The sequence below is a fragment of the uncultured Massilia sp. genome, assembly GCF_913773735.1.
Classification (GTDB): domain Bacteria; phylum Pseudomonadota; class Gammaproteobacteria; order Burkholderiales; family Burkholderiaceae_D; genus Telluria.
In genome coordinates this window covers 92,596-115,491 of the sequence record NZ_CAJYEB010000030.1, presented here as the reverse complement: position 1 = coordinate 115,491, position 22,896 = coordinate 92,596, and the positions used below count along the sequence as shown (strand labels likewise).

Here is a 22,896-nt window from a genome sequence, read left to right as displayed (position 1 = left end):
CCATGAAGACCACGCAAGCCCAGGACGCGCTCGCTGCACACCTGAACGAGCTGCGCCGGTTGATCGAAACGCACGACGACATACAGACCCTGCTACGGCATTCGGCGGCCGAATCGGACCGCAAGACCGAGATGGAACAGCGTTCGCGCAGGACGGCATGGCGGGTGGCGGCCGGCGCCTCCGGACTGTCGGTTGCTGCCTTCGCGATCGCCGCCGGCGCGATCCACACGTCGATGCGGCCGGCGCCTCCGCCGGAAGTGCTGGTCGTCGACAAGTCGACCGGCGCCGCCAGCCCGCTGATGTCGCTCGCCGCCTACCAGCTGACGCCGGAAGACGCGACCATCCGGCGCAGCGTCTCGGCATTCCTCCGGGCGCGCGAGGGCTACACGTTCGACACCGCCGAGGACAGCTACTACGACGCCGCCGCCTTCATGAGCCCCCGCCTGCGCGCGCAGTGGGCCGAGTACTGGGATACCGCGAACCCGGCATCGCCGATGAACGTCTACAGGAAGGACGGCAGGGTCAGGGTGCAGATCGGGGCGATCACCATCCTGCGCAACGGCTTCGACACCGCCACCGGCGTGCGCGTCAGCTTCACGTCGCGCGTGTGGCGCGCGGACCAGCCCTCGGGCGAGGCGACCAGCTGGATCGCGACGATTCCCTTCCGCTGGGTGAACGTGGCCAGCGACGAGCGCACCCGCCGCGTCAACGACCTCGGCATGGAGATCACGGACTACATCAAGGATCCCGACCTCGGCGCCGCGTCGCCGGCGGTACGCCAGCCGGAGGCGCCGGCCGCGGAGACGCGGCAGGGACGTCCCGTCGCGCTGGCCGCGCCCGTCGCCACCGCGAGGGAGGTGTCGCCATGAAAACCAGGCTGATGGTATGCGCGCTGGCCGGTGTGCTGTCGCTGGACGCCCGCGCCGCCCAGGAACCGGTGCCGTCGAAGGCCGATGCGCGCGTGCGCTTCGTCGACTACGACCCGAACAACGTGGTGACGATCTACGGCAAGGTCGGCACCGCGACGATGATCCTGTTCGAGCCGGACGAGCAGCTGATCGACATGGTCGGCGGTAACACGGACGCGTGGCAGGCCGCAAGCACCGGCAAGCGGAACGGCGTGTTCTTCAAGCCGGCCGTGAAGGCGCCGACGACCAACATCCAGGTCGTCACCGACAGGCGCGCCTACACATTCGACATGAGGCTGGCCCCGGCCAACGAGACGGGCTACCTGACCGTGCGGTTCCGCTACCCGGCGACGGAACGCGCCGCGGAAGCCCGGGCAAGGGAGCGCGAGCGCGTCGAGAAGCTGCTCGACCAGGGCGCCCCGGTACGCAACCGTGACTACACGGTCCAGGGCGCGGGCGAACTGGCGCCCGTCGAGGCGTGGGACGATGGTGTCGTGACCTATCTCCGGTTCGCGGCACGCACCCAGCTGCCTGCGATCTACGGTGCAAGCGAGAGCGACGACAGCGTCAAGCGGATCGAGAACTTCACCGTCGGCGCAGACGGGACCGTCGCGATCCATGGCGTGCGCCCGAAGCTCGTGCTGCAGTCGGGATCGCTGGTGGCCTGCGTGTTCAACGAAGGCTACGACCCGGGCGCGCCCCGGGCGGCGACGAACACCTCTTCGCCGCAGGTCGAACGTATCGTGAAAGGGGAGCGGAAATGAACATCTTCCGGTTCAGGCAGGACAAGGACAGCGCGGACGATGCTGGCATCGACGAGGTCATCGAGGGCGAGCGCGACGCCGCCGAGATGCGGCGCGGACTACGCCTGCAGAGCAAGCTGACCAACCTGCTCATCGTCGCCGGCGTGGTGGGAGTGGCGGGCCTGGCCCTGTGGCGCTACTACGCCGCCATATACGACCGGCACCAGGCGGCGACCGGGCCGTCCAGCGAAACCGTCGCCGCCGTACCCGCCACGCTTCCGCCCCTGAAGACGCCAGTGTTCCAGGAAGCCCGCCAGGAGGCGCCATTGCCTGCGATGCCGGCGGCGGCACAGGCCGCGCTTCCCGCTGGCCCGGCGGTCCAGGCCGGAAGCGTGGGCACCACCGGCATCGCGAGCGGTCCCCGACCGCTGACGCCGGCACAGGAGCGCATGCGGCAGCGGCTCGAATCTCCCCTGGCCTTCAAGCTGGCGGATTCGCAGGGGCCGAGGCAGGCCACTGGCGGCGGCGTCGACGGGATGGTGCCGGGCGGCACCGCCCCGTCCGGGCAACCGGCGCCGGACCGCGCCGGCCACCAGCTGCGCGGGACGGGTTCGCGGGCCTACATGCTGGCCGACCCGGGCATGATGATCACCCAGGGCACCAGGATTCCCTGCAACGTGGTCGAGGCGCTCGACACGACCTTGCCGGGCCTCGTCACCTGCATCCAGGCCGAGGACGTGCGCAGCGCCGATGGCAGGGTGGTACTGCTCGAGCGCGGCACGAAGTGGGTCGGCGAGCAGGCCAACGGCATCGCGCAGGGCCAGCGGCGCGTTGGCATTGTCTGGGCGCGCGGCGAGACGCCGAACCATGTGCTGGTCGACGTCGACTCCGGCGGCGCCGACTGGCTGGGCCGTCCCGGCATCGCCGGGGAGGTCGACAACCATTTCTGGGACCGCTTCGGCGCCGCGATCCTGCTGAGCGTGATCGGCGACGTCGGCCCCTACCTGACCGCGCTGCGGCAGGGCGGAGGCAGCAACAACACGACCATCGCCTTTCCCAACATCACCGGCGGGGCGCAGCGCGTCATGAGCGACGTGCTCAAGTCTTCCCTGGACATCCCTCCGACCCTGACGGCACCCGAGGCCTCCCGGATCGTCATCCACGTCGCGCGCGACCTGGATTTCCGGGATGTGTACGCGCTGCGGGAACGTCCGACCGCAACCCGATGAGGCCCGCCATGCATGCCATGACAAGCAGCACGCACGAGAAATCCACGATGGCGCTCGCGCTCGAACCGCTGTCCGCCTTCCTCGACGATACCGGGATCACCGAGATCGTCGTCAACCGGCCCGGCGTTTTGATGGCCGAGCGGGAAGGGCGGTGGGAAACGCACCGCCTGCCCGCGCTGACCTTCGAGTGGTGCCTCGACCTGGCGAAACTGCTGCGCAACCGCGCCAGCCAGGACATCACCGAAGCGCTGCCGCTGCTGGGCGCCCAGCTTCCCGACGGCCAGCGCATCCAGGTCGTCATACCGCCGGCCGTCCCGACCGGGACCGTATCGATCACGATCCGCAGGCCGAGCACGACGGTGTTCGCACTGCCGGAACTGGTCGCGAAGGGCGCATTCGCGGACACCCGTCGCGAGCAGTCGCTCCTCGTCGGGCAGGACGAACGCGAGCGACTCGAGGCGGCGTTGCCGCCGCTCGATCGCGAGCTGCTGGACCTGTTCCACGCCGCGGAGTGGGAGGCGTTCTTCGGCCTCGCGGTCCGTGGCCGCAAGAACATCGTCTCGTCCGGGGCGACCGGCTCCGGCAAGACGACGCTCGGCAACGCGCTCGCCGTGCTGATTCCCCGGCACGAGCGCATCGTCACCGTGGAAGACGTCCCGGAAATGCGCATGGCACAGGAGAACCAGGTCAACCTGTCGTATCCGAAGGGCGGCAACGGCGTTTCGCAACTGTCCGCGCGCGACCTGCTGGAAGCCGCCCTGCGGATGCGCCCGGACCGGGTACTGCTGGCCGAACTGCGCGGCGACGAGTCGTTCTTCTTCATCCAGAACGTGCTCAATTCCGGCCACCCGGGAACGATCACCACGGTACATGCCACGCGCGCGAAGCTGGCGTTCCGGCGCCTGGCGCTGATGATCAAGGGCAGCCCGGAGGGAGGAGGACTGGACCTCGCCGACATCATGGCGACGCTGCACGCGCTGGTCGATGTCGTCGTGCAGATGGAGCGCTTGCCGGATGGACGGCGCGTGGCCTCTGAGGTCTATTTCGACCCGGCTTTCGCGATGCGCCAGCTTGGATAAGGAGACGGACATGCTCATCACTCCCGCTGATACCGACCGACATCGCCTGCTGGCCGTGGCCGGCATCCTTGCCGGCGGCGTCGTACTCGCCTTCTACCTGGCCAGTTATCTCTTCCTGGTCAAGCTGCACAGCCCGCAGCTTCCGCCCCACGCGGCCACGCCGTTCACCGTGCTGGCCTACTGGCAGCAGTATGGCGACGAGCCGTACACGCGCCGCTGGCTGGTCATGTGCCTCGCCGGTGGATGGATCGCCGCGATCACGATCGGCGCCTGCCTGCTTCGCCCCGCGAAGCGTTCGCTGCATGGCGATGCCAGGTTCGCGACCCGCCGCGAAGTGGCGGAGGCCGGCCTGTTCGACGAGGGCGGCCTCGTGCTCGGCCGCTGGGGCGGCTTCCTGGGGCTGGGCGGCAGGCTGATCATGCTCGGGCAGCAACGGGGCGCGTTCTGCGCCGCCGGCCCGCGCAGCGGCAAGGGCGCCGGCCTGGTCCAGCCGAACGCGCTCACATGGCGCGGCAGCTTCGTCATCAACGACACGCGCAAGGAGTGCTACCGGATCTCGGCCGGGTGGCGCTCGCTGTTCTCGCAGGTCTTCCTGTTCGATCCGCTCTCGCCGACCGGCCGCACGGCGCAGTGGAATCCGATTTCGCGCTTCTACGTACCGGACGATCCGGCCCTGCGCATCAATGCGCTGCAGAAGATCGCGAACATGCTGTCGCCCGACCCGGCAAGCGGCGATCCGTTTTGGCCGGCGTCGTGCCGCGACCTCTTCCTCGGCCTGGCGCTGTACGTGATGGAGACGCCGGCGCTGCCGCGCACGATGGGCGAGATGCTGCGGCAGATCATGTATGGCGAGGCCGAAGGCATCGGCGACCATTGGCGCGCCGTGATACGGCGCCGCGACAGGAGCCGAGAACCGCTGTCGCCGACCTGCAAGCGCATGCTCTACGACTTCATCAACCTGAGCCCGCAAACGCAATCGTCGATCCGCAAGACATTCACCGCCAAGCTGCAGCTCTGGGCGAACCCGCTGGTCGACGCGGCGACCAGTGGCGACTCCTTCGACCTGCACGACCTGCGTCGCAAGCGGATATCGATCTACTTCGGCGTGAATCCCGACGACCTGGGCATGCTTGGGCAGCTTCTCAACCTGTTCTTCACGCAGCTCTATGGCTGCAACATGGACAGGATGCCGGAGGACGATCCGGGCCTGAAGTACGAGGTCGCCGTGATCAAGGACGAGTTCACGGCCATGGGACGCATGCCCATCGTGCTCAATTCCATCGGGCTGATGGGCGGGTACGGGCTGAGGCCGTTCATCATCGTGCAGGCGGTATCACAGCTGCGCCAGGTATATGGCGCCGACGGCGCCGAGACGATCATGAGCTGCTGCGGTGCGTCGGTCATCTATGCGCCGCGCGAGCAGAAGTACGCCGAGGAGATCTCGCGCATGCTTGGCACCTATACGGCCGAAGTGGTGTCACGCTCGCGCCAGCGGTTCACGTTCTCCGGCAAGTCTGGTGGTGGTGGCAGCACGGTCTCGCACTCGGCGCGGCCGCTGATGAACCCGCAGGAAGTCAAGCAGATGGGCAAGGACAACGAGATTATCGCCGTCGAGGGCATGCTGCCGATCCTGTGCAGGAAGATCTGGTTCTGGAAACTCGGATTGTTCGCGGGACGGGCGAACCTGCCGGTACCGCCGATCAAGCCGATCAGGATCACGATGCCGCAGGCCGTGACGATGCCGGAGGGCAGTATCGAGGCCGATGGCGCCGCAGGTTCGCCAAGGTCCGTCGAGCCGGCGGATTTTGGCAGGCTTGGCGCGCTGGACCTGACCGCGTACGCGGTCGACTTCGCGAAGGTGGAGCTACCGAAAGGAGAACCTGTTACCGATAACGACCTGGCGAAGGCGTTTGGTTCATTCATGAAGGCCGTTGAAAACTCTCAGGAGCAATGATATGAGCGAACAGCAGAAACACAGCGGCGCCGATGGCGCAGCGGATACGGTTCCGGCGGCGCAGGCGTCGGACAACCCGGCGCAGGTGGGCATCGAAAACGCAGGAGCGGAGGTCGCCAAACCGAAACGACGGTCGTCCAGCAAGGCCAAGGCGGCGGCCGAGATCGGCGATGAGCCGGCGAAGCCGAAAAAGACGCGCTCTTCAACACGGGGCGCGAAACCCAGGAACGTGCTCGACGAACGGACGCCGACCAGCGCCGAAGGAGCGCCGGCGGAAGTGGCGGCGCAGGTCGATCCGGACGGCCTGCCGCCACTGCCCCCTGCGCCGGTGCCGACGCCCGAAGGTATAGCGTTCATGCAGCAGCATGCGGTCTACCAGGGTGCGCTCGAGGAAAGGATGCGGCTGCGGCACGAACGGTTGACGCGTTCGATGGAGGCGGCGAGTGGAAGTGTGCGGACGGCGGATGCATCGACCGCAGAGCTGCTTGGAGCTAAGGAGCCTGCAGCGGAGTCGCGCGACGGGGCCGACGTGGCGGCGACTGCCAATACGGTGAAGCCAGCCGCCTCCAGGCGCGCCAAGGCACTGGTCGAGAACTCGATCGAGCCGGGGCCGGAAATCAGCAAGGAGCAGGTCAGCGAGGCCGAGATACAGGTGGTCAAGGACGCCGAGGATGCCGGGCTGCTACGCAAGCTGCTGGAACGCTCCCGGGCGCTCATTGGCGCGCGCAATACCGCGCCCGCCGGCGAGCGCGGCGCGGCGACGGCCCAGTCCGATGTCGAGACGCTGCGCACCATCAAGGATGCCTTCGCGCGCAGGCTGGGGCTCGCGGTTGCTGACCGTAACAGGCAGGCGGAGTCGGAATATAGGAAGGAATTCGACAAGCTGGCGCCGGACCTGAGGACGGCTGCGCAGGACGCCGGCGCTTCCGCTTCGGCTGTCTTACCGCCGCCGAGTTCCCCGACTGGCGAGCCGGACATGAAAGCGAAGGCCGCGTCGACGGCCGTGCCAGACTCGGTAAGCAAGCGATTCCTGAAGGTGGACAGCGAATATTACTTTCCCGACCGTTCGCCGGCGTTCGTGGACCGGGGCGCGAAACTCGCGACGAGGGGAGAGCATCCGGAGGTGGTCGCGGCGCTCATCGAGATCGCCAAGGAACGTGGCTGGAACAGCGTCACCGTGAAGGGTACGGAATCCTTCCGCAGGGCCGCATGGATGGAGGCCGCCCGGAACGGGTTGCAGGTTACCGGCTACAAGCCATCCGAACTCGACCTGGCACAGCTGAACCAGAACCAACCGAAGAACCTTGTCGAGCCAAGCGCGGTTAGGGAACAGGCCACTACGCGTCCGGTGTCGCTCGAAAAACCGGTGGATAAAAGCGAGGAAATCGCCCTGGGCGAGAAGCTGTCGGCCTTCGCGAACGACAAGCCGACGCTGGCGGTGAAGAAGTATCCGGAACTGGTACAGGCATATGCCTTGCTCGACGCTGCCCGGAAGTTTGCCGAGGCTTACATGCCCGGACAGGAAAAGCAGTTCGTGGCGATCGGGAAGGAGTTGATTGCACAGCAGATACGCGAGGGCAAGGATGTGATCGGGCCGAAGGTTGATCCGGAGCAGATGCGCCAGCCTCGACGTCAGAAAACAGACGTGACCGTCACGCGGTCGGATGCGCCGGTGCAGGAGCGATAGGTAAATGGCCGTCGTCCCGGGCATAATTGGGAAGATCAGAGGTTGCGGTTGGGCTGTCCGGATAAGGGGAGCGCCGCAGCCTCAGGTACTCTGATTTTTTCGGACACTCTTGTTTGATAAATTTCACCAACAAGCGTGTCCGTTATTGACAGTATGCCTTATTTTGATGCGCGTACTGTCGACTGGCAGGTGCAATCCTGTCGTCAACTGTGCCCCGATTGTTACCGAAAGATGCTTCTAGCGCCGGCTAACTGTGCTGAAGTCGGGCACTTGCCAGTCCAGTCCAACCAGCGCGAGCAGACTCTGCGTCATGCCCATCGCCTGACGCAATGGCAAATTGAACAGGCCCTTGAAGGTCGGGCAGAACTGGATAGTTGTCTCGCTGTACTTCCGACTGCGGCCTCGCTTGCCATTTGCACTGCCGTTCCAACACATCTCCTTGTCATCTAGCCAGATCAGCAGCGAGCCACAGGCTTTCAATGCCGCGTTGTAGTCTTCCAGTTAGTCGTTCGGCACTTCGGTTTTGCACGGGCTGCCATGCCTTCAGTTTACCCCGTGCGCTACTCTGGCCGGTGAGGGCCAATTTGTGCAACAAAGCCACTCGTTTCGCTGAACAACATCGTGGTACACAATTGCTTAAAAGAGACAATATTCTCACCATAATGGGTGTTTGGAATATAATGCATCTGGGTAATTTTGCGATCGAGTGATCTCCGCAATGGGAGCGTAAGGAATGACGTGGCAACTGATTTACACTTTGACGTAAGTAGTGGTCTCAAGAGTGTGCTGGGCAGCGACCTCATTACAGATGATGAGGTCGCAATATTCGAGTTAGTCAAAAACTCGTTTGACGCTGGCGCAAAGCAGGTCGATCTTTATTTCGGGGATCGACGGATAGTTATCGCTGATAACGGCGTCGGCATGACCTACGACGATATTCGCAATAAGTGGCTATTTGTCGCTTATTCATCAAAACGCGGGAAGAATAGGTCAAACGATTTTCGGGATGACATAGCTGACCGCCATCACTATGCCGGTAGCAAGGGCATCGGCAGGTTCTCTTCAGACCGTCTAGGGCAGGTAGTCCGCCTCCAGACGAGACACCGTACGGAAGGTGGCAGCAACGTACACTCGTTGGTGGTCGATTGGAGCCTTTTTGATAGAGACCACTTGAGGCATTTCGAGGATATCGAGCTTGGCTATTCAGCCCATTCGCCGGCTTTCGAATTGCCAGAGGAAGTCGCTGATCGAGCGCATGGTACAGTCATAAGTATCGAGAACACGCGCCGCGAATGGAATAGAAGTGCAATTTTAAGGCTAAAGTCGGCGCTTGCAAAGCTCATCAACCCGTTCGGGGCAGAGGTCGACGGATTTAATATTGCGATCCATGCTCCCGCAGAGATCCAGCAGGACCGTTTGTATCTAACAAATGGAAAGCGAAAAGACAGCGAGCCAGCTCCAAATTCCATAGTAAATGGCCCGGTCGGGAATTTCATTTTTTCGACGTTGCAGGAAAAAACCACGTTTATAAGTGTTCGTATTGACACTGTCGGTGAATTTATAGAGAGTTCCCTGATCGACCGAGGTGAGCTAATCTATCGGATCCGGGAGCCGAATGAATATCCTTTGCTCCTTCATTCTGGTTTTCGTTGCCAGATTTTTTTCTTGAATCAATCAGCAAAGCAAACTTTTTCTCGACGTATGGGGGTCCCCTCCGTTCAATTTGGTGCTGTATTCCTTTTCCGAAATGGTTTCCGAGTTTTTCCGGTTGGAGAGGAAGGTGACGATTGGTTCGGAATGGATCGGCGCAAGCAACAAGGGTATGCGAGATTTCTAGGAACGCGAGACGTAATCGGACGAATCGACGTATCAGGGACAGATGATGATTTTCATGAGCCATCGAGTCGTGATGGCGGTCTGGTAGAGACACCGGCAGTCGTTCAACTCAAAAGATGCTTCTATGAACATTGCTTGAAGAGGCTTGAGCGCTATGTCGTCCCTGTCACATTTGTTGATAAGGAGGACAAGCATTCAGGCGATATATCCAGACTGTTGACTGACTCAGGCAAAGCCCGCGTAGCAACGGCAGTCGCCAAGCTTGTAGATAGTGCTGGAATTGAGTTAATCGAGTACAGCAAGCAGCTCATCAATATTCTAGACGAGCGATCGACTCAATTTGAAGGCTCTCTAATAAGTTTACGGGCCATCGCCGAAAAAACAAAGGATGCCGATCTTTTCCAAAATATAGAGAGCGCGGAACGTAGATTTGTCGAGTTACGTAAATCGGAAGAAGCAGCAAGGCGACAAGCTGATGAAGAAAGAGCTGCAAAAGAAGTTGCCCTTGAACGAGCTCGAGTAGCTGAATATGCATCAGCAAAAGCGCAAGAACAACTGTTAGAAGAGAAGAAGCGCAATTTATTTCTGACTTCGATCTCTACGCTGGATACGGATACAATCCTTAACCTGCATCATCAGGTGACAATCTATTCTGTTGATATCAATCAGCAACTCGAGAACTTTTTTGTTCATATTGCTGGGAAAGAAGTCGTGCGGACAGAGGATATTGTTAACGCGCTTGAACGGATTGCCTTGATCAATAAGCGAATTATGGGTGTCTCCAAATTTGCCACGAAGGCCAATTTCAGGTTGGCGTCTGAGAAGATCGAAGCCGATGTCGGTGAGTATGTGAGGGAGTACATCGATGGTGTTGCTCGTGACTTCCTCCATGGTCCCATGGAAATAAAGGTGGAGAGCGACGGGCAACTGTTTGTGCAAAAGTTCAAACCCATCGATATTTCAGTCGTAATAGATAACCTTGTTGCCAACGCAAAGAAAGCGCGCGCTGGAACTATAACTTTCAAAATTAGCCATCCCAACAAAGGCGGTTTGCACATTGACGTCATCGACGATGGTAAGGGATTTAGTAGCAAGATAGAGCAGCTTGATCGAGTCTTCGAAAAAGGGTTTACTACTACTGATGGGTCGGGGCTCGGGCTGTATCATGTCAGGCACGTTTTGGGTCAGATGAATGGTTCGATTGACGTTTTTCACGGGCCCAACGGTCGCGGCGCCCACTTTTTGATCAGGATTTCGGAATGAGGCTGGATTTTAACGTTTTATGGGTCGAGGATCTGCAGGATAGTGTTCAAGCGCAGAAAGAGAGGCTCGAACGACTAATCAGGGCAGAAGGCTTTCGTCTAAAGGTGCAGTTTGCGATTTCGGTCGAGGAGGCGAAAAAATATATAACGGACAATGTGTTCTCCGATCATATTGACCTGATTTTGATGGACTATAACCTTGATAATGGTCCTAATGGTGATGAAGGCCTGAAGGAAGTGCGCCGTAACCTACCGTTCAAAGATGTAATATTCTATTCAGCCCAAGCGAACAATCTTCGCGAGTACCTTAGGGCAGCAGATGTTAGCGGAATATATTTATCCAGTCGCGACGATTTACCTGACACTGCAGAGGGGGTTTTTCAAACCCTTGTAAAAAAAGTACTGGACATCGACCATTCACGAGGCTTGGTGATGGGGGCTACGAGTGACATTGATCATTACGTGAACGATAGCCTGCTTCATATATTCGAGAAAGGTGACGATGAAAGACAAAAAGAAATATTGGAAAAGATTCTCGAGAAAGTCGACAACATCAAGGAAAAATTCGAGGCGCATATAGGTGAGCTCCAGAAGATTAGCCACATTTCTGAGCTATTTGATAAGCATCTCGTTTATACAAGCGCGGATCGATTGCATCTATTGCGCAAGGCTTTGCGGCTCATAGGTGGCCATGATAAGCACGATAAGGAATTGCTGGAGTATGCTGAAAAAATTATGCCAAAAAGAAACGATCTTGCGCACGTACGCGTCGAGATAGACGGCTTTTCAAGGAAGCTTCTAAACAAGAAGGGAGAGGAATTTACTAGCGAAGAAATGCGCGAACTGCGACTTGCACTGCTGAAAAAACAAGAGGCGTTCGAGGAGATCTTTGCCTTGTTAAAAAACTGAGGGTTGGGCACAAGTGGTGGGGCATGTAATCGCTTACCACTCGAAACATCTCTATTACACTGACCGACATTGGAGCGGTAGGCTTGCTGATCTATTGTCCAGCTGGTCATTACAGCTATTTATTGACATACTTCGTTGGCCGCCGGTTGGGTACCGCTGCGGATTGCTGACACGAGCTGCTCTCCAGTACTCTGTAGTTTGCTCGGTGAAAGCTCGCATTCCCATACGACAAATACGCGCCATCCGAGTTCCCTGAGCGTAGCCGCAACACGCGAATCACGTGCCACGTTCTTCTCGAACTTCTCGACCCAGAAGGGTGTGTTGCTCTTCGGGGTTGTGGCGATGTTGCATCCTCCGTGCCGGTGCCAGAAACAGCCATGGACGAAGACGACTGCCTTGTAGCGCGGGAAGACAAGGTCGGGCTTCCCCGGCAGTTCCTTGGCGTGCAACCTGTAGCGCAGGCCCTGGCGGTGGAGGACGCGTCGCAAGGCAAGCTCTGGCTGGCTGTCCTTGCCGCGGATGCGGGACATCCGCTCCGACCGCTGGGCAGGAGTAAGGAAATCAACCATCTCGCGGCCTTTCACCTAACCCTTGCGCCATGCCTATTCCTCCTTGATGACCTCGTAGAATGGATTTCCCCTGATCACTTCCCCCGCCACGTTGAACGACTTGTAGAGGCAGTGATGATTCGGCAAGGTCTTGACCCGCTCCGACAAGTCCCCGAGGTCGGAAGTGAACCCCAAGGTGCCGAGTTCCCCTGGTGCCACGTTGGGTACCTTGTGGATGAACCATGTCATCAATGGTTCCTTATAGTCGGTTGCGTTGGCCTTGAAGTGTCTCAGGTACTGCGACGCCAGGATTATCCCTGCACCGAACTCCCGTCCTTGGAGAAGCAGCTTCCGAAGCACGTCGAACTCGTAGCGCATGATGTTATCTGCCTCGTCTACAAGCAAGTACGAGTCAATGACGCGCAGCTGCGGGTCGCTTCCCTCGAAAGGGCGCTTGGGTGTCCGGAGCATGTTCTCGTAGAACATGTTTAGCATTATAGCGACAAGCATGTTCTTGCTGCGGTCGTCTTGTCCTAACGTATCCAGCGACACGACCACGATGCCATCCATGAACTCGTCGAACGTCTTCGTCTTGCCGGAATCGCGCTCGAAGATCTCCATGTCCACGAGGTCGTCGATGATCGCCATCGGGGAGTCGGATTTTCCACCGAGTAGTTCACGATATTCGGCATGAATATCGTATATGGTCGGCTGTGCCTCCCGCGCATTGCAGGATTCGTAGGCATTGCGGACAGCCCCCTTCAGCTTGTCGCGCTGGACCGGCCCGATGCCGGAATACACCTTGTCGAGGACATCCGTGAAGAAGCGGAACCTGTCCAGCCAAGGCGTGAACGACTCGGAAATCGGCGTCGTGTCGAAGAGGTTCAATGGCAAGTGCTGCGGTTTTACTACCTTCGCGCCGGTGGCTGCAACGAATTCCGGGTTGCTATAGTCGCGCTTGTAGTCGAAGATGAGGAAGCGTGGTTTGATTCCCCTGTTCTCCTCTCGGGCTCTGGAGACTTGGAAGATGAGTGACTTCAGGAACTGCGTCTTGCCCGTGCCAAGGTCTCCGACGACGCCGATGTTCAGGTTGTTAAGCCTGGTATCGGAGATATTCAAGGCAAGGCGCCTCGGCTCGAAGCCGTCGACGGTGCGGCCGACGGAGAGTTGGATGCCCGTGCAAAGCTTGGCTGCAGGGTGCGGGACCGCGTCCGCCTGGTCGTCGTCGCGCTGCGGCACGCAAGCACCGGCCCCGGTTCCTGCCTCGCTACTGGCGTCCAGGCCAAATAGGGTTGGCTCGGCCGCGGGAAGCACCTGCTCGCCGTCGTGGGGTGCGGTCTCGGGACCGGCCGTGCCGCCGGTCTCCCTTGCGACGGGAAGCAAGTCCCAGTCGCCGACCTTGGCGCGGACCGCGTCGTAGAACGCTTGTGCATCGCCCGCCACGACCTTGCCGGCATCCGACGTGGATACCACGATGGTCTCGCAGAAGCCATCCCCGTCGTGGTCGCGCGGGAGGCTTTCCGGGGTCGCGTCGACGACGACGAGGCGTCCCTTGTCGTCGATGCCAATGGCCGAGGGGGCGGCCTCCAGGATCGCCGAGGCGATGCGCTCGTGGTAGCTGGCCCAGACCTTCTGCTGCTGGGCGACCAGCGGGTGCAGGCTGTACACTCGCAGGCCGAAGCCAACCATGGAGAGTAAGAGGTGCTGGAAGGCCAGTTGCCAGGCCACGGACTTGGTGGCACGTTCCTGCATCGAGTGGAACAGGGTGGAGAGCGCCTTGGCTTGCCCGAGCGCGTCCTTGGCATCGGCCGAGGTAAACGTGCTGCCTTGGCGGAACTTGACCTCGATGGGCGTCAGGTGGAGCCTTGTCCCGCCTTCCCCGGCCTGGATGCCAACGACTAGCAAGTCGGGGCGTGACAACGACAAGTCCTTCTTGCCATTCCCGAGCGACCGGGCGATGTCTGCAAGGTAGCCGCGGAACGGGTCGACCGGGATGACGAGGGCGATTGAGGCGTCGCCTTCGGTGCCAGAGAGCACCGGCAACAGGCTGTCCAGATTGCCCGATGGGCGGAACTGGTCTTGCAGCAGCCGGGCGGCGATGAAGAGCCCAAGGTCTCCCGTGGCCCCCGTGTCGTCGCCCGATAGTCCGCGGACTGTCGGGATGCCACGCCGCGCGACTTCGAGCAATACCCCGTCGAGGGCGGTCGTCGCCAGCGCCGTGGTTCCCAGCAATGGCTTGAGGACGCGCGACAACGCATCGCGGTCGGCTTCCCTGACTTGGGACAACAGGTAGTACCCGCTTGTATCCCCGGCCCGCTGGGAGTAGGACGGCAGGTCGTAGTCCCACAGGTAGGTGCCCGGGATCCATCCTCCCAGGAAGCAGGCAGGGTCGATCGCCGAGGACGATACCGCGACGAATCCAGCGCGGTGCTCGTCGAGCATGCTCGAGACTGCATGCACGTCGGGTGCGAACTGGAGGCCGGTCCGGCCGTTGCTGCCGTTCTCGAGGGCGAGGATGCAACTAGCGACTTTGTCGGCGAAGGTGTTGCCGGACGGCGGCCTCGGGCGTGCCTGCCGCGACTCGCTAAGGAAGAAGCTGTTGAGCTGGCGCCTGACCCGGTGGCGGACCAGGCCGCCCAGCCCAAGCGGCGAACGCGTGCCCACCTCGGCCGTCTCTGGCTGGGTCGAGTCGAGTTGGGCGATGATGCCGAGGTCGGGCTTGGTTCCAGGCGGTTGCTTGTCGAACCAGCGCACTAGGTTGTGCGTGTCCTCGGAAAGGTTCGCGATCGTGGCCTGATCGGGCCGCAGGTTCGCCGCACGGGTGTCGTACACCTCCATGAGCCTTGGCCCGACGCCTTGCCGGGGAGCCGTCCTTTCGTCGCTGCCGAACCGACGCGCGCACCAGGTGGCGAGTCCTTCGTTGCACGCATCGGTGGTACCGCCTGCGCTCGAGACCACGAGGCTGATCTTGGGCTTCGCGGCAAGGAGGTCGGCCACGTCTTCCAGTGCACGGCCGACTTGTGCCGGGCTGAAGCCACTCGCGATCCCGCCGACCTTGAGGCCGAATACGCCGTCGAAGGGCGCTTGCTGCGAGCGCGCTGGGAGCGTCCCTAGCTGGGTGCCGTTCCATAATACCGACCAGTAGTCGGAGTCGCATTCCACGGAGATGAAGTCGTGGCGGTCCACGCCACTAGGCCCGCCGGGGGACTGGAGCGGCAGCTCCAAGATGTCCGGGACGCAATCAGGATCCAATATGCTTGCTGCAGGGCAGGGCATGTCCTCGTCGCCCTCCACGCCGTCATGCAGTACTTGCTGCGCAAGGCAATGCCACGCCAACCGGAGCGGGTGTAGCGGCGATAGGATGATGGCCTCCGGGACCCGTGCGAGGGTCCGCCCGCCTGGCTCGCGCCGGCACACCGCGATCGTGTCCACCCAGCTGGCCACGTCGCGATCCGACGCGAGCCAGCTCGAATAGCTGTCGAGGTATGCCTCGACGAGCTCGCGGAAGCCGTCCACGTCCCTGGCGAGCCACTTCCCGAGAGGCGACGACTCCACCAACCCGAGCTGGTCGTCGCCCGTGCTGGCCCTAATGCGCGCCGCGATCTCCTCCCGTGCCTCGATGAAGCGTGGTGGCGGGGAGAACCGGGCTGGCTCGGGCCTGGGGTCGTGGAGGAAGCGAGCCTTGGACATGACCGGGCCGCCGGGAGAGTCCCAGTCCGGGGGCGCCCAGACGGAGCCATAGTCGTCGGAAAGCACGACCGGGACGAAGGATCTGGCAACGGCCTTGTCGTCGAGCAGCCACGACTGCAGGCTGGACAGGCGAGCGTTGCGGTCGAGCCGGATGACCGACTTGCTATCGAGCCGGTCAAGGTGCTGGCGGTTGCGCCTGATGAGCCGCTCGAACTCGCTCCGGCAGCCTTCTTCCCGTGCTTCCTCGCATGCGATGAATACCGTGCAGGTCTCGGCAGCCTTGCTCCCTCCGCGCACGTATGAGACGTCGAGCTGGTACTTGCCCTCTACCTCGACCTCGACTTGGTACTCGCCTTCGCGCAACTCGCGGACGTCGAGTGACTTCCGTTCGCTGTCGAGTGTTTCCGTGGCGTCGTCGGGCATGCAGTTGGCCTCGACAATGCTCGTGCCGGGTCCGACTAGCAGGAGGAGTTCGTAGCGTCCCGAGCCGGGTAGCGACAGCGTGGACACCCACTGGGCGCCGCCGCTGGCCCGCGCGGGCTTCTTAGGAGGCGCGAGCTTGGTCGCCATCCTCGCGGTCACGATGATTCCCGGTATCCAAGTGAGGAGCGAGATGACCTTGGTCGACGCCGGCTTGTGCGAATCGGATTGGACCTTGTACGCGATGGGCGACCTTTGGCCGGCATGGGGTGGCACGTCTACCACCGGCTCCTTCCCGCCTACCTCGACGGGGAACCCGTCCTTCCCGCGCGAGCCACCGGCCAATGTCGCCTCCACGGGCCGGTCGTCACCGCGGGCGGTGGCAGATATCGCGAGCTCGACATTGTCGCGCACGATGGCTGGCATCCCCCTTGCCACGGGGATGATGGCGTTCGTGCACGCGATCGACAGTTCGCCCATGGTGCCGTCGTCGCCTGGCCCTTCGGACAGGAGCTCGGCCCATTGGTCCGTGGCCAGATGCAGCCACCAGAAGGGCGGAGTCTCCAGGGTGTCGCCGCCGGATGGCAGGTAGAACGCAGGAGTCGCGCGATCGAACGCCGTGGGGATGTTGCACTTGGCCTGGACATGCGCCAGGAAGCCGGCAAGTGCTTGTCGCGTCGGATCGTCGGCCCCGGCGGCGATCCGGTCGACGCCGGTCCTGAACCCGTCGGCCATTTCGTCGGCGACCTTCGAGAGGACGTCGAGTTGCTCCCTGGCCGAGACGCTTCCATCCGCCATCGGCGGGACGCCGCAGGCCAGCGCCAGAGCCTGGCCGGGCGACAAGTCCCCCTTGGCGTCCGCGATCGCGAAGATGCGCGCGAGCAGCCGCCACGCGGCCTTGCGGCTTCCCTTGTGCTGGTCCATGTCGTCGAGCGCCTCGGCGGCATGGCCGACCATGGACCTTGCATCCTCGGAGTCCCGTTCAAGCCCGGCGACCCGCAGTCCCTCTAGTAGCAGGTCCTGGACAAAGCCATCCTTCCACCATTCATCGAAGCTCGCATGGACCCTGTTGCCGGCCGGGGCGATCCCGAATTCCTCAGTGGTCGAGGTGACCGACCGGTTGTTGTACTGTCCGGGGGGCACCAGCGCGACGAAGCTCGGGCTACCGGGATCGTTGCGAATGTCGAGGAGGTGGCTCTCGTCGCATCGCCCCGAACGGCCGATGCCGGGGTTGGGGCCAGCGATCGCCTCCTGCGGGAGTTGCAGGAGGACGGGAATGGACGCAGGCGCCTGTCCCGCCTGGCTGATCTGGATGCCGCCATCCCTGGCTAGTTCTTCGAAGACCGCGTCGAGGATTTCCAGCGGCGGGCCGTTGAAGATGAAGCGGGATTCCAGCCGCCCGGTGCCGCGCCCCTGGGTGGCCGCGACTACCTTGTTGCGGACGATGCTTGCGAGTGCTTGGACGAGTCTATTCATTTGTCGGGGTCTTGCCGGGCTTGTTCAGGGTAAACGGAGGGAGCAACAACATGCCGCTCTCGGCATCGGGACTGTCGAGGACCAGGCCGAGCATGCGCAACTGGTGCCCGAGGTCGTTCGCGGCAATCTCGTGCCGGTCGATCGCGATGCCGTAGGCGCCGAGGTGCTGGCCCAGCCGGTGGATCGAGCGAGGCCCCGACATTCCCGCCAGCGAGCAGTGCACCAGCGCGAGCACCGCCACGGGACCCAGGGATACTACCCAGGGCGCGGAAGCACTGTTCCCTTTCTTCTTGAGGACGTAGCCTTGGTCGTATCCACGGAGCAGGGGTTCCGCGGTATCGCGCTGGCCCAGCACATGTCGCGCGAACTCGAACATGTTCGCGCCGATGCCCTTCTTGCAGCCCATGGCGCGGGATTCTCGTTCGCGCAGGTCCAGGAAGGCTTGCACCGTCCCGCGGTCCGACAGGACGGCGTGGTGGTCCCGGACGTGCTGGCACAGCGCCGAGATGCCATGGCTGGACGAGATGTCGCCTGTGTAGGGGCTCCCCGCTTCTTCCAGCGCCCAGAGGACCGTGTTGATGCCCAGGCGCGCGCCAAGGTAGCCGGAGATATAATCCTTCAGCCCAGGCAAGGCCTTCCCGCCGTAGGTCATGTATTGGGGGCGCGACGGGAAGATCGACTCGCGTACCTGATCGGCGCCCACCGGGCCTCCACGCGATAGCGCATCCGACAAGCATTGCCAGGTACGCGCCTGCACTTCGCACAGCCAGGTGACGTGGGCGACCGAGGCAAGCCTGAGCATGGCCTCTAGCAGGCTGGTCCACTGGCGCCGCGTCATTGAATCCTTGGCCTCCATGACTGCCCGCAGGTCCTTCGCAAACTGCCTGGCTGGCAAGAATCCCACTTGGGCAAGGTCGTCCCCGTCCAGGCTTGCTTCTTCCGGGGGGATGGCAACCAGGTTCCACTCCTGGCCAGGCAGCCAGGCGTGGTTTTCCGCCTCGAGCCACTGTGCAAAGATGTCGTCATTGTCTTCCACGGACAGTGCCGAGAAAAGATCCTTCCACAGCGATTCGGCTTCCTCGCGACCGAGTGAGCCAAGCGACACCATCCTCCGCACCAGACTGCCTGCCGGCCAGGAGTTCGCGGTAAGGCGGGCGGATCCGGAGAAGAGGGCGGTGCCGGGCACTAGCGGCGTGACCTGCAGGAACCGCTTGGAGGACTGGTTCTTGAGCTTGGGACTCTCGAGGATCCCATGGAGAACCGTGTTCCAGGTATCTGCGCTGGCGCTGGCGCCATCGCCGGCCGGCTTGCGCTTTTCCCTCAAGCGCTGGATTTTCTTGTCTAGGTCGCGCCCTGCCTGCGGGATGCCTCGCTCGTTGACGCCATCGAAGCCGATCGTCCGGCAAAGCGATGCCAGGATGACCTCGGAGCTTGCATATTCCGGCGCCGGGCTTACCGCGAGAGAGGACTTACGGTAGACCTCATGTGATTTCTGCCAAGGTGCCTTCTTGAACTCGTCGAGGCTCATGCTTGTTGGTCCTTCCCGGTAACGACGAAGCGATCCCATGACTTGCTAACGCTGGTCCCGTCCGCGCCGATCATGATCGTCGCGTTCTCGAGGACCTCGGGGTCTCGCACGATGGGACCGGCCAGCTTGGCGCGGGTCGTGTCGAGCAGCGCGACCACGGACTGTGGCAACGACGCCGGGGAAAGGCCGCGCTCCAGTTCCTCGACCGCCTTGAACAGGTCGTAGGTCAGCGCGATCGGCTGGGCGGACCTGCCTTGCCCGACACGGAGGAAGCGGATCGGTGGCGGGGGACGGCCCCCGGTCGCCGGGGGAAGCGGGACCACTGATTGCGGCGGTACGACAAGGATTGCCTGGCGCGAGCCTGGCGGCATCGGTTGCCCGAACGTAGTCGTCAAGGAAATCTCGAAGCCGTGCCCTTCGTTCAAGAGGTTTTTTACCTGCTTGGCGACTTCATGGATTCTCTTGCCTTGGCCGTCCTCTACCACGAGCTGGAACGAGCGCAGGCTCGACGCGTCCGCGACGACCGCGCTGCGGGTACAGATGCTCCGGCGCACCAGGCGGCATGCGAAGTCGCGCACGGTCCGCTGGACACGGCCTGCCGCCCCGGGCCTCTTGCGCCGGACCGCGGGCGTGGAAAGCAGCTTGTCTGCCTCGCCGAGCCTCGAAAGAAGCTCGAGCTCGCTCGGGGAAAGCACCTGACGTTTCCGCATGAAGTCGATCCCGTCTGCAAGGGAACGACTGAACCTCGCGTCGATGTCCGCCAGGACGACCGGCCGGAGGCCAGTAAAGGCGACCTCGCCATCGGGGTCGGCAAGCGCCGGGTCCAGGGAGGCGGCAAGGCTCGAAAGCACCGGCGCAATGGTCGCGGGCAAGTAAGGCTTCTTGCGGTCTTGCAGAAAATACTGAAGTCCTCGCAACGTCGAGTGGACAGCCTGATCGTGGTCGCCAAGCGAGAGTTCCTTCAGGTCCTGGGCGAGGGACGCCGCCGCGCTGTGGTCCCACGCATGGAAGAGGGCATGCTGGTAGCTCGACGTGGCAAGCTGGAACATGGCGACTAGTTCGCCTCGCGACGGACGCGCCAGTCGTTTTCGCGACTCGTCCAGATGGAGCAACCGGGCAGCCCATCCACAGGGGTCGGCATCCTGGCCTGGCTGCCCTTGGTAGTGGCCTGCCAGTAGGTAGGACATGAGGGAGAACAGGTCCCTGAAGCTCCATCGCTTGCCACTCCCGAGCTCGTACCAGCGAAGTACCTGTAGCAGGGCGTCGCGCTCATCCTGCTTCTCGAGCAGCGCCTGGCCATGGCAGAAGGGGCAGTATTGCCCTGCCGCGCAGCTCCCCGCGGCCGGCCAGTCCCGCCCGTTGGTAGCATGCTCGAGGAGCACCGACGCGGGCGAGGGCACGCCGTCGCCGGGCGCCACGAGCAAGGATTCGGCATCCATCGGCCAGATCGCGACGGCATCATGTCCCTTGAGTGGCCAGCATGATGGCGCATCGCTGGAAAGGCTGACCGAGCGGGTGATGTCCTCGAGGAGGGATTGTTCCCTGTCCAGCCTGCGGTCGAGCGCAAGGATCAGGGCGTCGTCGAGCACTCCGCGGTTGACGCAGCATAGGTAGAGCGACGAGTCGCCTGCATCGAGAAGGCTGGATAGTTCCTCGAGGAGCAGCTCGGGCGCGGTCCTGCCACCTTGGTTGGCGGTCACGGACGCATCCTGGACGATGCCCAGTTCCAGCCCGTGCCGGCCCGGGACGAGGCCATCGAGGCTGGCACGGACCATCCTTGGCACTGGCTGGCCGGCAGGCGGGTGGAACTCGCTGGCGAGCCTGGCCACGAGGTTGCCGCCCGCCCCGAGCGCGTCGTCGAGGTGCCTGATCGTGTGCTCGATCGCCTCGGTCTTGCCGTTCCCGGGGCCTCCGACGAGGAGGAGCATGCGCGGGGCGCAGGGCCCGCCAGCCGCGATGTCCTTTGCCCAGGCCTCGAGCCTTGCTATGAGCCTGGTCCGGAGCAACTCGCGTCCGGGTCGCCCGCTAAGGTCGTCGAAGAGCCGCTTGACGCCGCCGGAATGATGCCCGGCCCATTCTATCAATCCCTTCGGGAACCTCGGGTTCCCTGCCTGCCCATGCTCCATGGTCCAGCTCCTCTCATTCCAATGCAAATTCCATCTGCCCCGGCTTGGGCGTGTCCAGCGGTCGCAATGGCCCGGTGAACCTCGTTGCTTCGTCGAGGGAGGCGACGATTGCCAGCCCGATCGCGCGACCCAGGTACGGCGGGACCGCATTCCCGACCTGCGTGTACCGGGGGCATTCCTTCGTGCGCCTATCGCCCCCGGTCGTGAAGTTCCCCCGGAAGCGGAACCAGTCAGGAAAGCTCTGGAGCCGTGCACTTTCCCTGACAGTAAGTATTCGTGGCTCGGCGTAGTGGAGCACGTCGTCCGGAAGGGTGGTGATGGTTGGTGCCGGCTGGTCGGGCGACATCGGGTGTATGCGATGCTTCCTTAGCCCGTGCTTGTCCCGGCTCGCCTTGTCCATTAGGACGCCAAGCTTGCATCCGTCCTGGATCGCAGCGAAGCGAGACCGTACCGCAGGCGAGTGCCTTGCAAGGCGCATGCTGTCCATGGAGCCAGCGTTGCAGTCGTCGTGCATCAGCCGTTGGTAGGGAGTTCGTGGCTCGCGATACAAGACTTCGTCGAAGCCCCCCCGGGAGTCGGGGTCGACGCAGGGCCTCTTCTCGGCACGGTCGGCCTCGAGGTCTGATATCGCTTCCGGCGCCGTGATGGCTTCGCCAAGGCCTAGGTTGCGTAGCTGGGCGACGCGTTGTTCCTCGAGTAGCTCGAAGACTCGCTCGATCCCGCCGGGCAGGCGCGCGGCGAGGTGCTTGTCCAGGCCTAGCACGATCAGGCGCGACCGCCTCTGGGGTACTCCGAAGCGCGATGCATCCAGGACCTTTGCATGGACTTCGTACCCGGCCGCGTCGAGTTTCTGCCGGAGCTTGTCGTAGTAGGACTCGCGAGCCTTGCTCCGTCCCTTGCCCGATCCGTCCTGGGTCGAATGGGCCACGCCCATCCCAGGTACGTTTTCCAGTACCAAGGCACCGGGCCTGATCGCATCGACGACCTGAACGTATTTCTCGAAGAGCTGGTTGCGCGGATCCGATGCCTGGCGCTTGCCTGCAAAGCTGAAGCCTTGGCAGGGCGGACCGCCTGCCAGCACGTCGATCTGATTCCTGAGTCCCGAGAGGTCGGCAAGGTGCTTGCCAAGCAGTTCGTCGATCAGCCATGCCCGCCGGTCCAGCCACGGAGGCCAAGCGAACTTCGTGATCGGCACGTCCCGTTCACTCAGGAAGTTGTGCTCGAAGGTCTTGAATGCCATCTCGTCGCGCTCGATCGCGAATTGCCCCTCGAGCCCTGCCAGCGACAGGCCCAGCGAGAGGCCGCCGCAACCAGCGAAGAGGTCTATGAATTTATGCTTGCTCATCTCGGGGTCGTGCTGGTCGCGCCTCCGTGGCGGGGCAGTGCAGGCATGGACTTCCAACGACGGGATCAGGCGGACGGCATGGACTGCGGCTCTACATCCAAGCTTGCTCGCTTGGCGTGTTCATAATTATTGTAGTCGAGAATTTAACAATAAGAA

At 62.4% G+C, this 22,896-nt stretch carries 13 protein-coding genes and 1 pseudogene; 8 read left to right on the top strand and 6 right to left on the bottom strand.

Annotated elements, in window-relative coordinates:
* Window positions 1–2 precede the first annotated feature (2 nt).
* From QZ749_RS14885 to QZ749_RS14860, 6 genes are read left to right on the top strand one after another with little or no spacing between them, the layout of a single operon-like run.
* A complete protein-coding gene (locus tag QZ749_RS14885; RefSeq protein WP_296948403.1) occupies window positions 3–869 on the top strand; it encodes a virB8 family protein in 867 nt (288 codons plus the stop codon).
* Window positions 866–1,672, top strand: coding sequence for a TrbG/VirB9 family P-type conjugative transfer protein (locus tag QZ749_RS14880; protein ID WP_296948400.1), 807 nt, complete (start codon window positions 866–868; stop codon window positions 1,670–1,672). The genes QZ749_RS14885 and QZ749_RS14880 overlap by 4 nt, the downstream gene beginning before the upstream one ends.
* The gene (locus QZ749_RS14875; protein ID WP_296948397.1) at window positions 1,669–2,880 is read left to right on the top strand and encodes a TrbI/VirB10 family protein; all 1,212 of its coding nucleotides are present in this window, start codon (window positions 1,669–1,671) and stop codon (window positions 2,878–2,880) included. Before QZ749_RS14880 ends, QZ749_RS14875 begins: the two co-directional genes overlap by 4 nt.
* Before the next feature lie 47 nt (window positions 2,881–2,927).
* Window positions 2,928–3,959, top strand: a complete 1,032-nt coding sequence (virB11, locus tag QZ749_RS14870; RefSeq protein ID WP_296948395.1) for a P-type DNA transfer ATPase VirB11 — start codon at window positions 2,928–2,930, stop codon at window positions 3,957–3,959.
* A gap of 10 nt (window positions 3,960–3,969) precedes the next feature.
* Window positions 3,970–5,913: a type IV secretory system conjugative DNA transfer family protein gene (locus tag QZ749_RS14865; RefSeq protein ID WP_296948393.1), complete on the top strand. Its 1,944-nt coding sequence runs from the start codon at window positions 3,970–3,972 to the stop codon at window positions 5,911–5,913.
* Between the two features lies 1 nt (window position 5,914).
* Entirely contained in the window at window positions 5,915–7,600 is a 1,686-nt protein-coding gene (locus QZ749_RS14860; RefSeq protein WP_296948392.1) for an LPD7 domain-containing protein, read from the top strand.
* A 159-nt stretch (window positions 7,601–7,759) separates the two neighbouring features.
* On the opposite strand, the pseudogene QZ749_RS14855 reads toward QZ749_RS14860, so the two are convergent.
* Window positions 7,760–8,139 (bottom strand): annotated as a pseudogene (locus QZ749_RS14855) (transposase); the annotation flags it as partial.
* A 199-nt stretch (window positions 8,140–8,338) separates the two neighbouring features.
* Between QZ749_RS14855 and QZ749_RS14850 the strand changes: the two are divergent.
* Window positions 8,339–10,699: an ATP-binding protein gene (locus QZ749_RS14850; protein WP_296948390.1), complete on the top strand. Its 2,361-nt coding sequence runs from the start codon at window positions 8,339–8,341 to the stop codon at window positions 10,697–10,699.
* Window positions 10,696–11,607, top strand: coding sequence for a hypothetical protein (locus QZ749_RS14845; protein WP_296948388.1), 912 nt, complete (start codon window positions 10,696–10,698; stop codon window positions 11,605–11,607). The genes QZ749_RS14850 and QZ749_RS14845 overlap by 4 nt, the downstream gene beginning before the upstream one ends.
* Before the next feature lie 119 nt (window positions 11,608–11,726).
* Here the strand turns inward: QZ749_RS14845 and QZ749_RS14840 are convergent, their stop codons facing one another.
* From QZ749_RS14840 to QZ749_RS14820, 5 genes are all read right to left on the bottom strand, one after another.
* Window positions 11,727–12,176 carry a very short patch repair endonuclease gene (locus QZ749_RS14840; RefSeq protein ID WP_296948385.1) on the bottom strand — a complete coding sequence of 150 codons (450 nt, stop codon included), beginning with the start codon at window positions 12,174–12,176 and terminating at the stop codon, window positions 11,727–11,729.
* 33 nt (window positions 12,177–12,209) lie between these two features.
* Window positions 12,210–17,741, bottom strand: coding sequence for an ATP-binding protein (locus QZ749_RS14835; RefSeq protein ID WP_296948382.1), 5,532 nt, complete (start codon window positions 17,739–17,741; stop codon window positions 12,210–12,212).
* Complete coding sequence (locus tag QZ749_RS14830) at window positions 17,734–19,269, bottom strand: hypothetical protein (protein WP_296948380.1); 1,536 nt, start codon at window positions 19,267–19,269, stop codon at window positions 17,734–17,736. The genes QZ749_RS14835 and QZ749_RS14830 overlap by 8 nt, the downstream gene beginning before the upstream one ends.
* Window positions 19,266–21,197: a hypothetical protein gene (locus QZ749_RS14825; protein WP_296948378.1), complete on the bottom strand. Its 1,932-nt coding sequence runs from the start codon at window positions 21,195–21,197 to the stop codon at window positions 19,266–19,268. Before QZ749_RS14825 ends, QZ749_RS14830 begins: the two co-directional genes overlap by 4 nt.
* A 211-nt stretch (window positions 21,198–21,408) precedes the next feature.
* Window positions 21,409–22,740, bottom strand: a complete 1,332-nt coding sequence (locus QZ749_RS14820; RefSeq protein WP_296948375.1) for a DNA cytosine methyltransferase — start codon at window positions 22,738–22,740, stop codon at window positions 21,409–21,411.
* Window positions 22,741–22,896 lie beyond the last annotated feature (156 nt).

Coding starts and splice junctions, on each gene's coding strand:
- QZ749_RS14885 (WP_296948403.1), top strand. CDS start 3: ATGAAGACCACGCAAGCCCAGGACGCGCTCGCTGCACACCTGAACGAG.
- QZ749_RS14880 (WP_296948400.1), top strand. CDS start 866: ATGAAAACCAGGCTGATGGTATGCGCGCTGGCCGGTGTGCTGTCGCTG.
- QZ749_RS14875 (WP_296948397.1), top strand. CDS start 1,669: ATGAACATCTTCCGGTTCAGGCAGGACAAGGACAGCGCGGACGATGCT.
- virB11 (WP_296948395.1), top strand. CDS start 2,928: ATGGCGCTCGCGCTCGAACCGCTGTCCGCCTTCCTCGACGATACCGGG.
- QZ749_RS14865 (WP_296948393.1), top strand. CDS start 3,970: ATGCTCATCACTCCCGCTGATACCGACCGACATCGCCTGCTGGCCGTG.
- QZ749_RS14860 (WP_296948392.1), top strand. CDS start 5,915: ATGAGCGAACAGCAGAAACACAGCGGCGCCGATGGCGCAGCGGATACG.
- QZ749_RS14845 (WP_296948388.1), top strand. CDS start 10,696: ATGAGGCTGGATTTTAACGTTTTATGGGTCGAGGATCTGCAGGATAGT.
- QZ749_RS14840 (WP_296948385.1), bottom strand. CDS start 12,176: ATGGTTGATTTCCTTACTCCTGCCCAGCGGTCGGAGCGGATGTCCCGC.
- QZ749_RS14835 (WP_296948382.1), bottom strand. CDS start 17,741: ATGAATAGACTCGTCCAAGCACTCGCAAGCATCGTCCGCAACAAGGTA.
- QZ749_RS14830 (WP_296948380.1), bottom strand. CDS start 19,269: ATGAGCCTCGACGAGTTCAAGAAGGCACCTTGGCAGAAATCACATGAG.
- QZ749_RS14825 (WP_296948378.1), bottom strand. CDS start 21,197: ATGCTCCTCCTCGTCGGAGGCCCCGGGAACGGCAAGACCGAGGCGATC.
- QZ749_RS14820 (WP_296948375.1), bottom strand. CDS start 22,740: ATGAGCAAGCATAAATTCATAGACCTCTTCGCTGGTTGCGGCGGCCTC.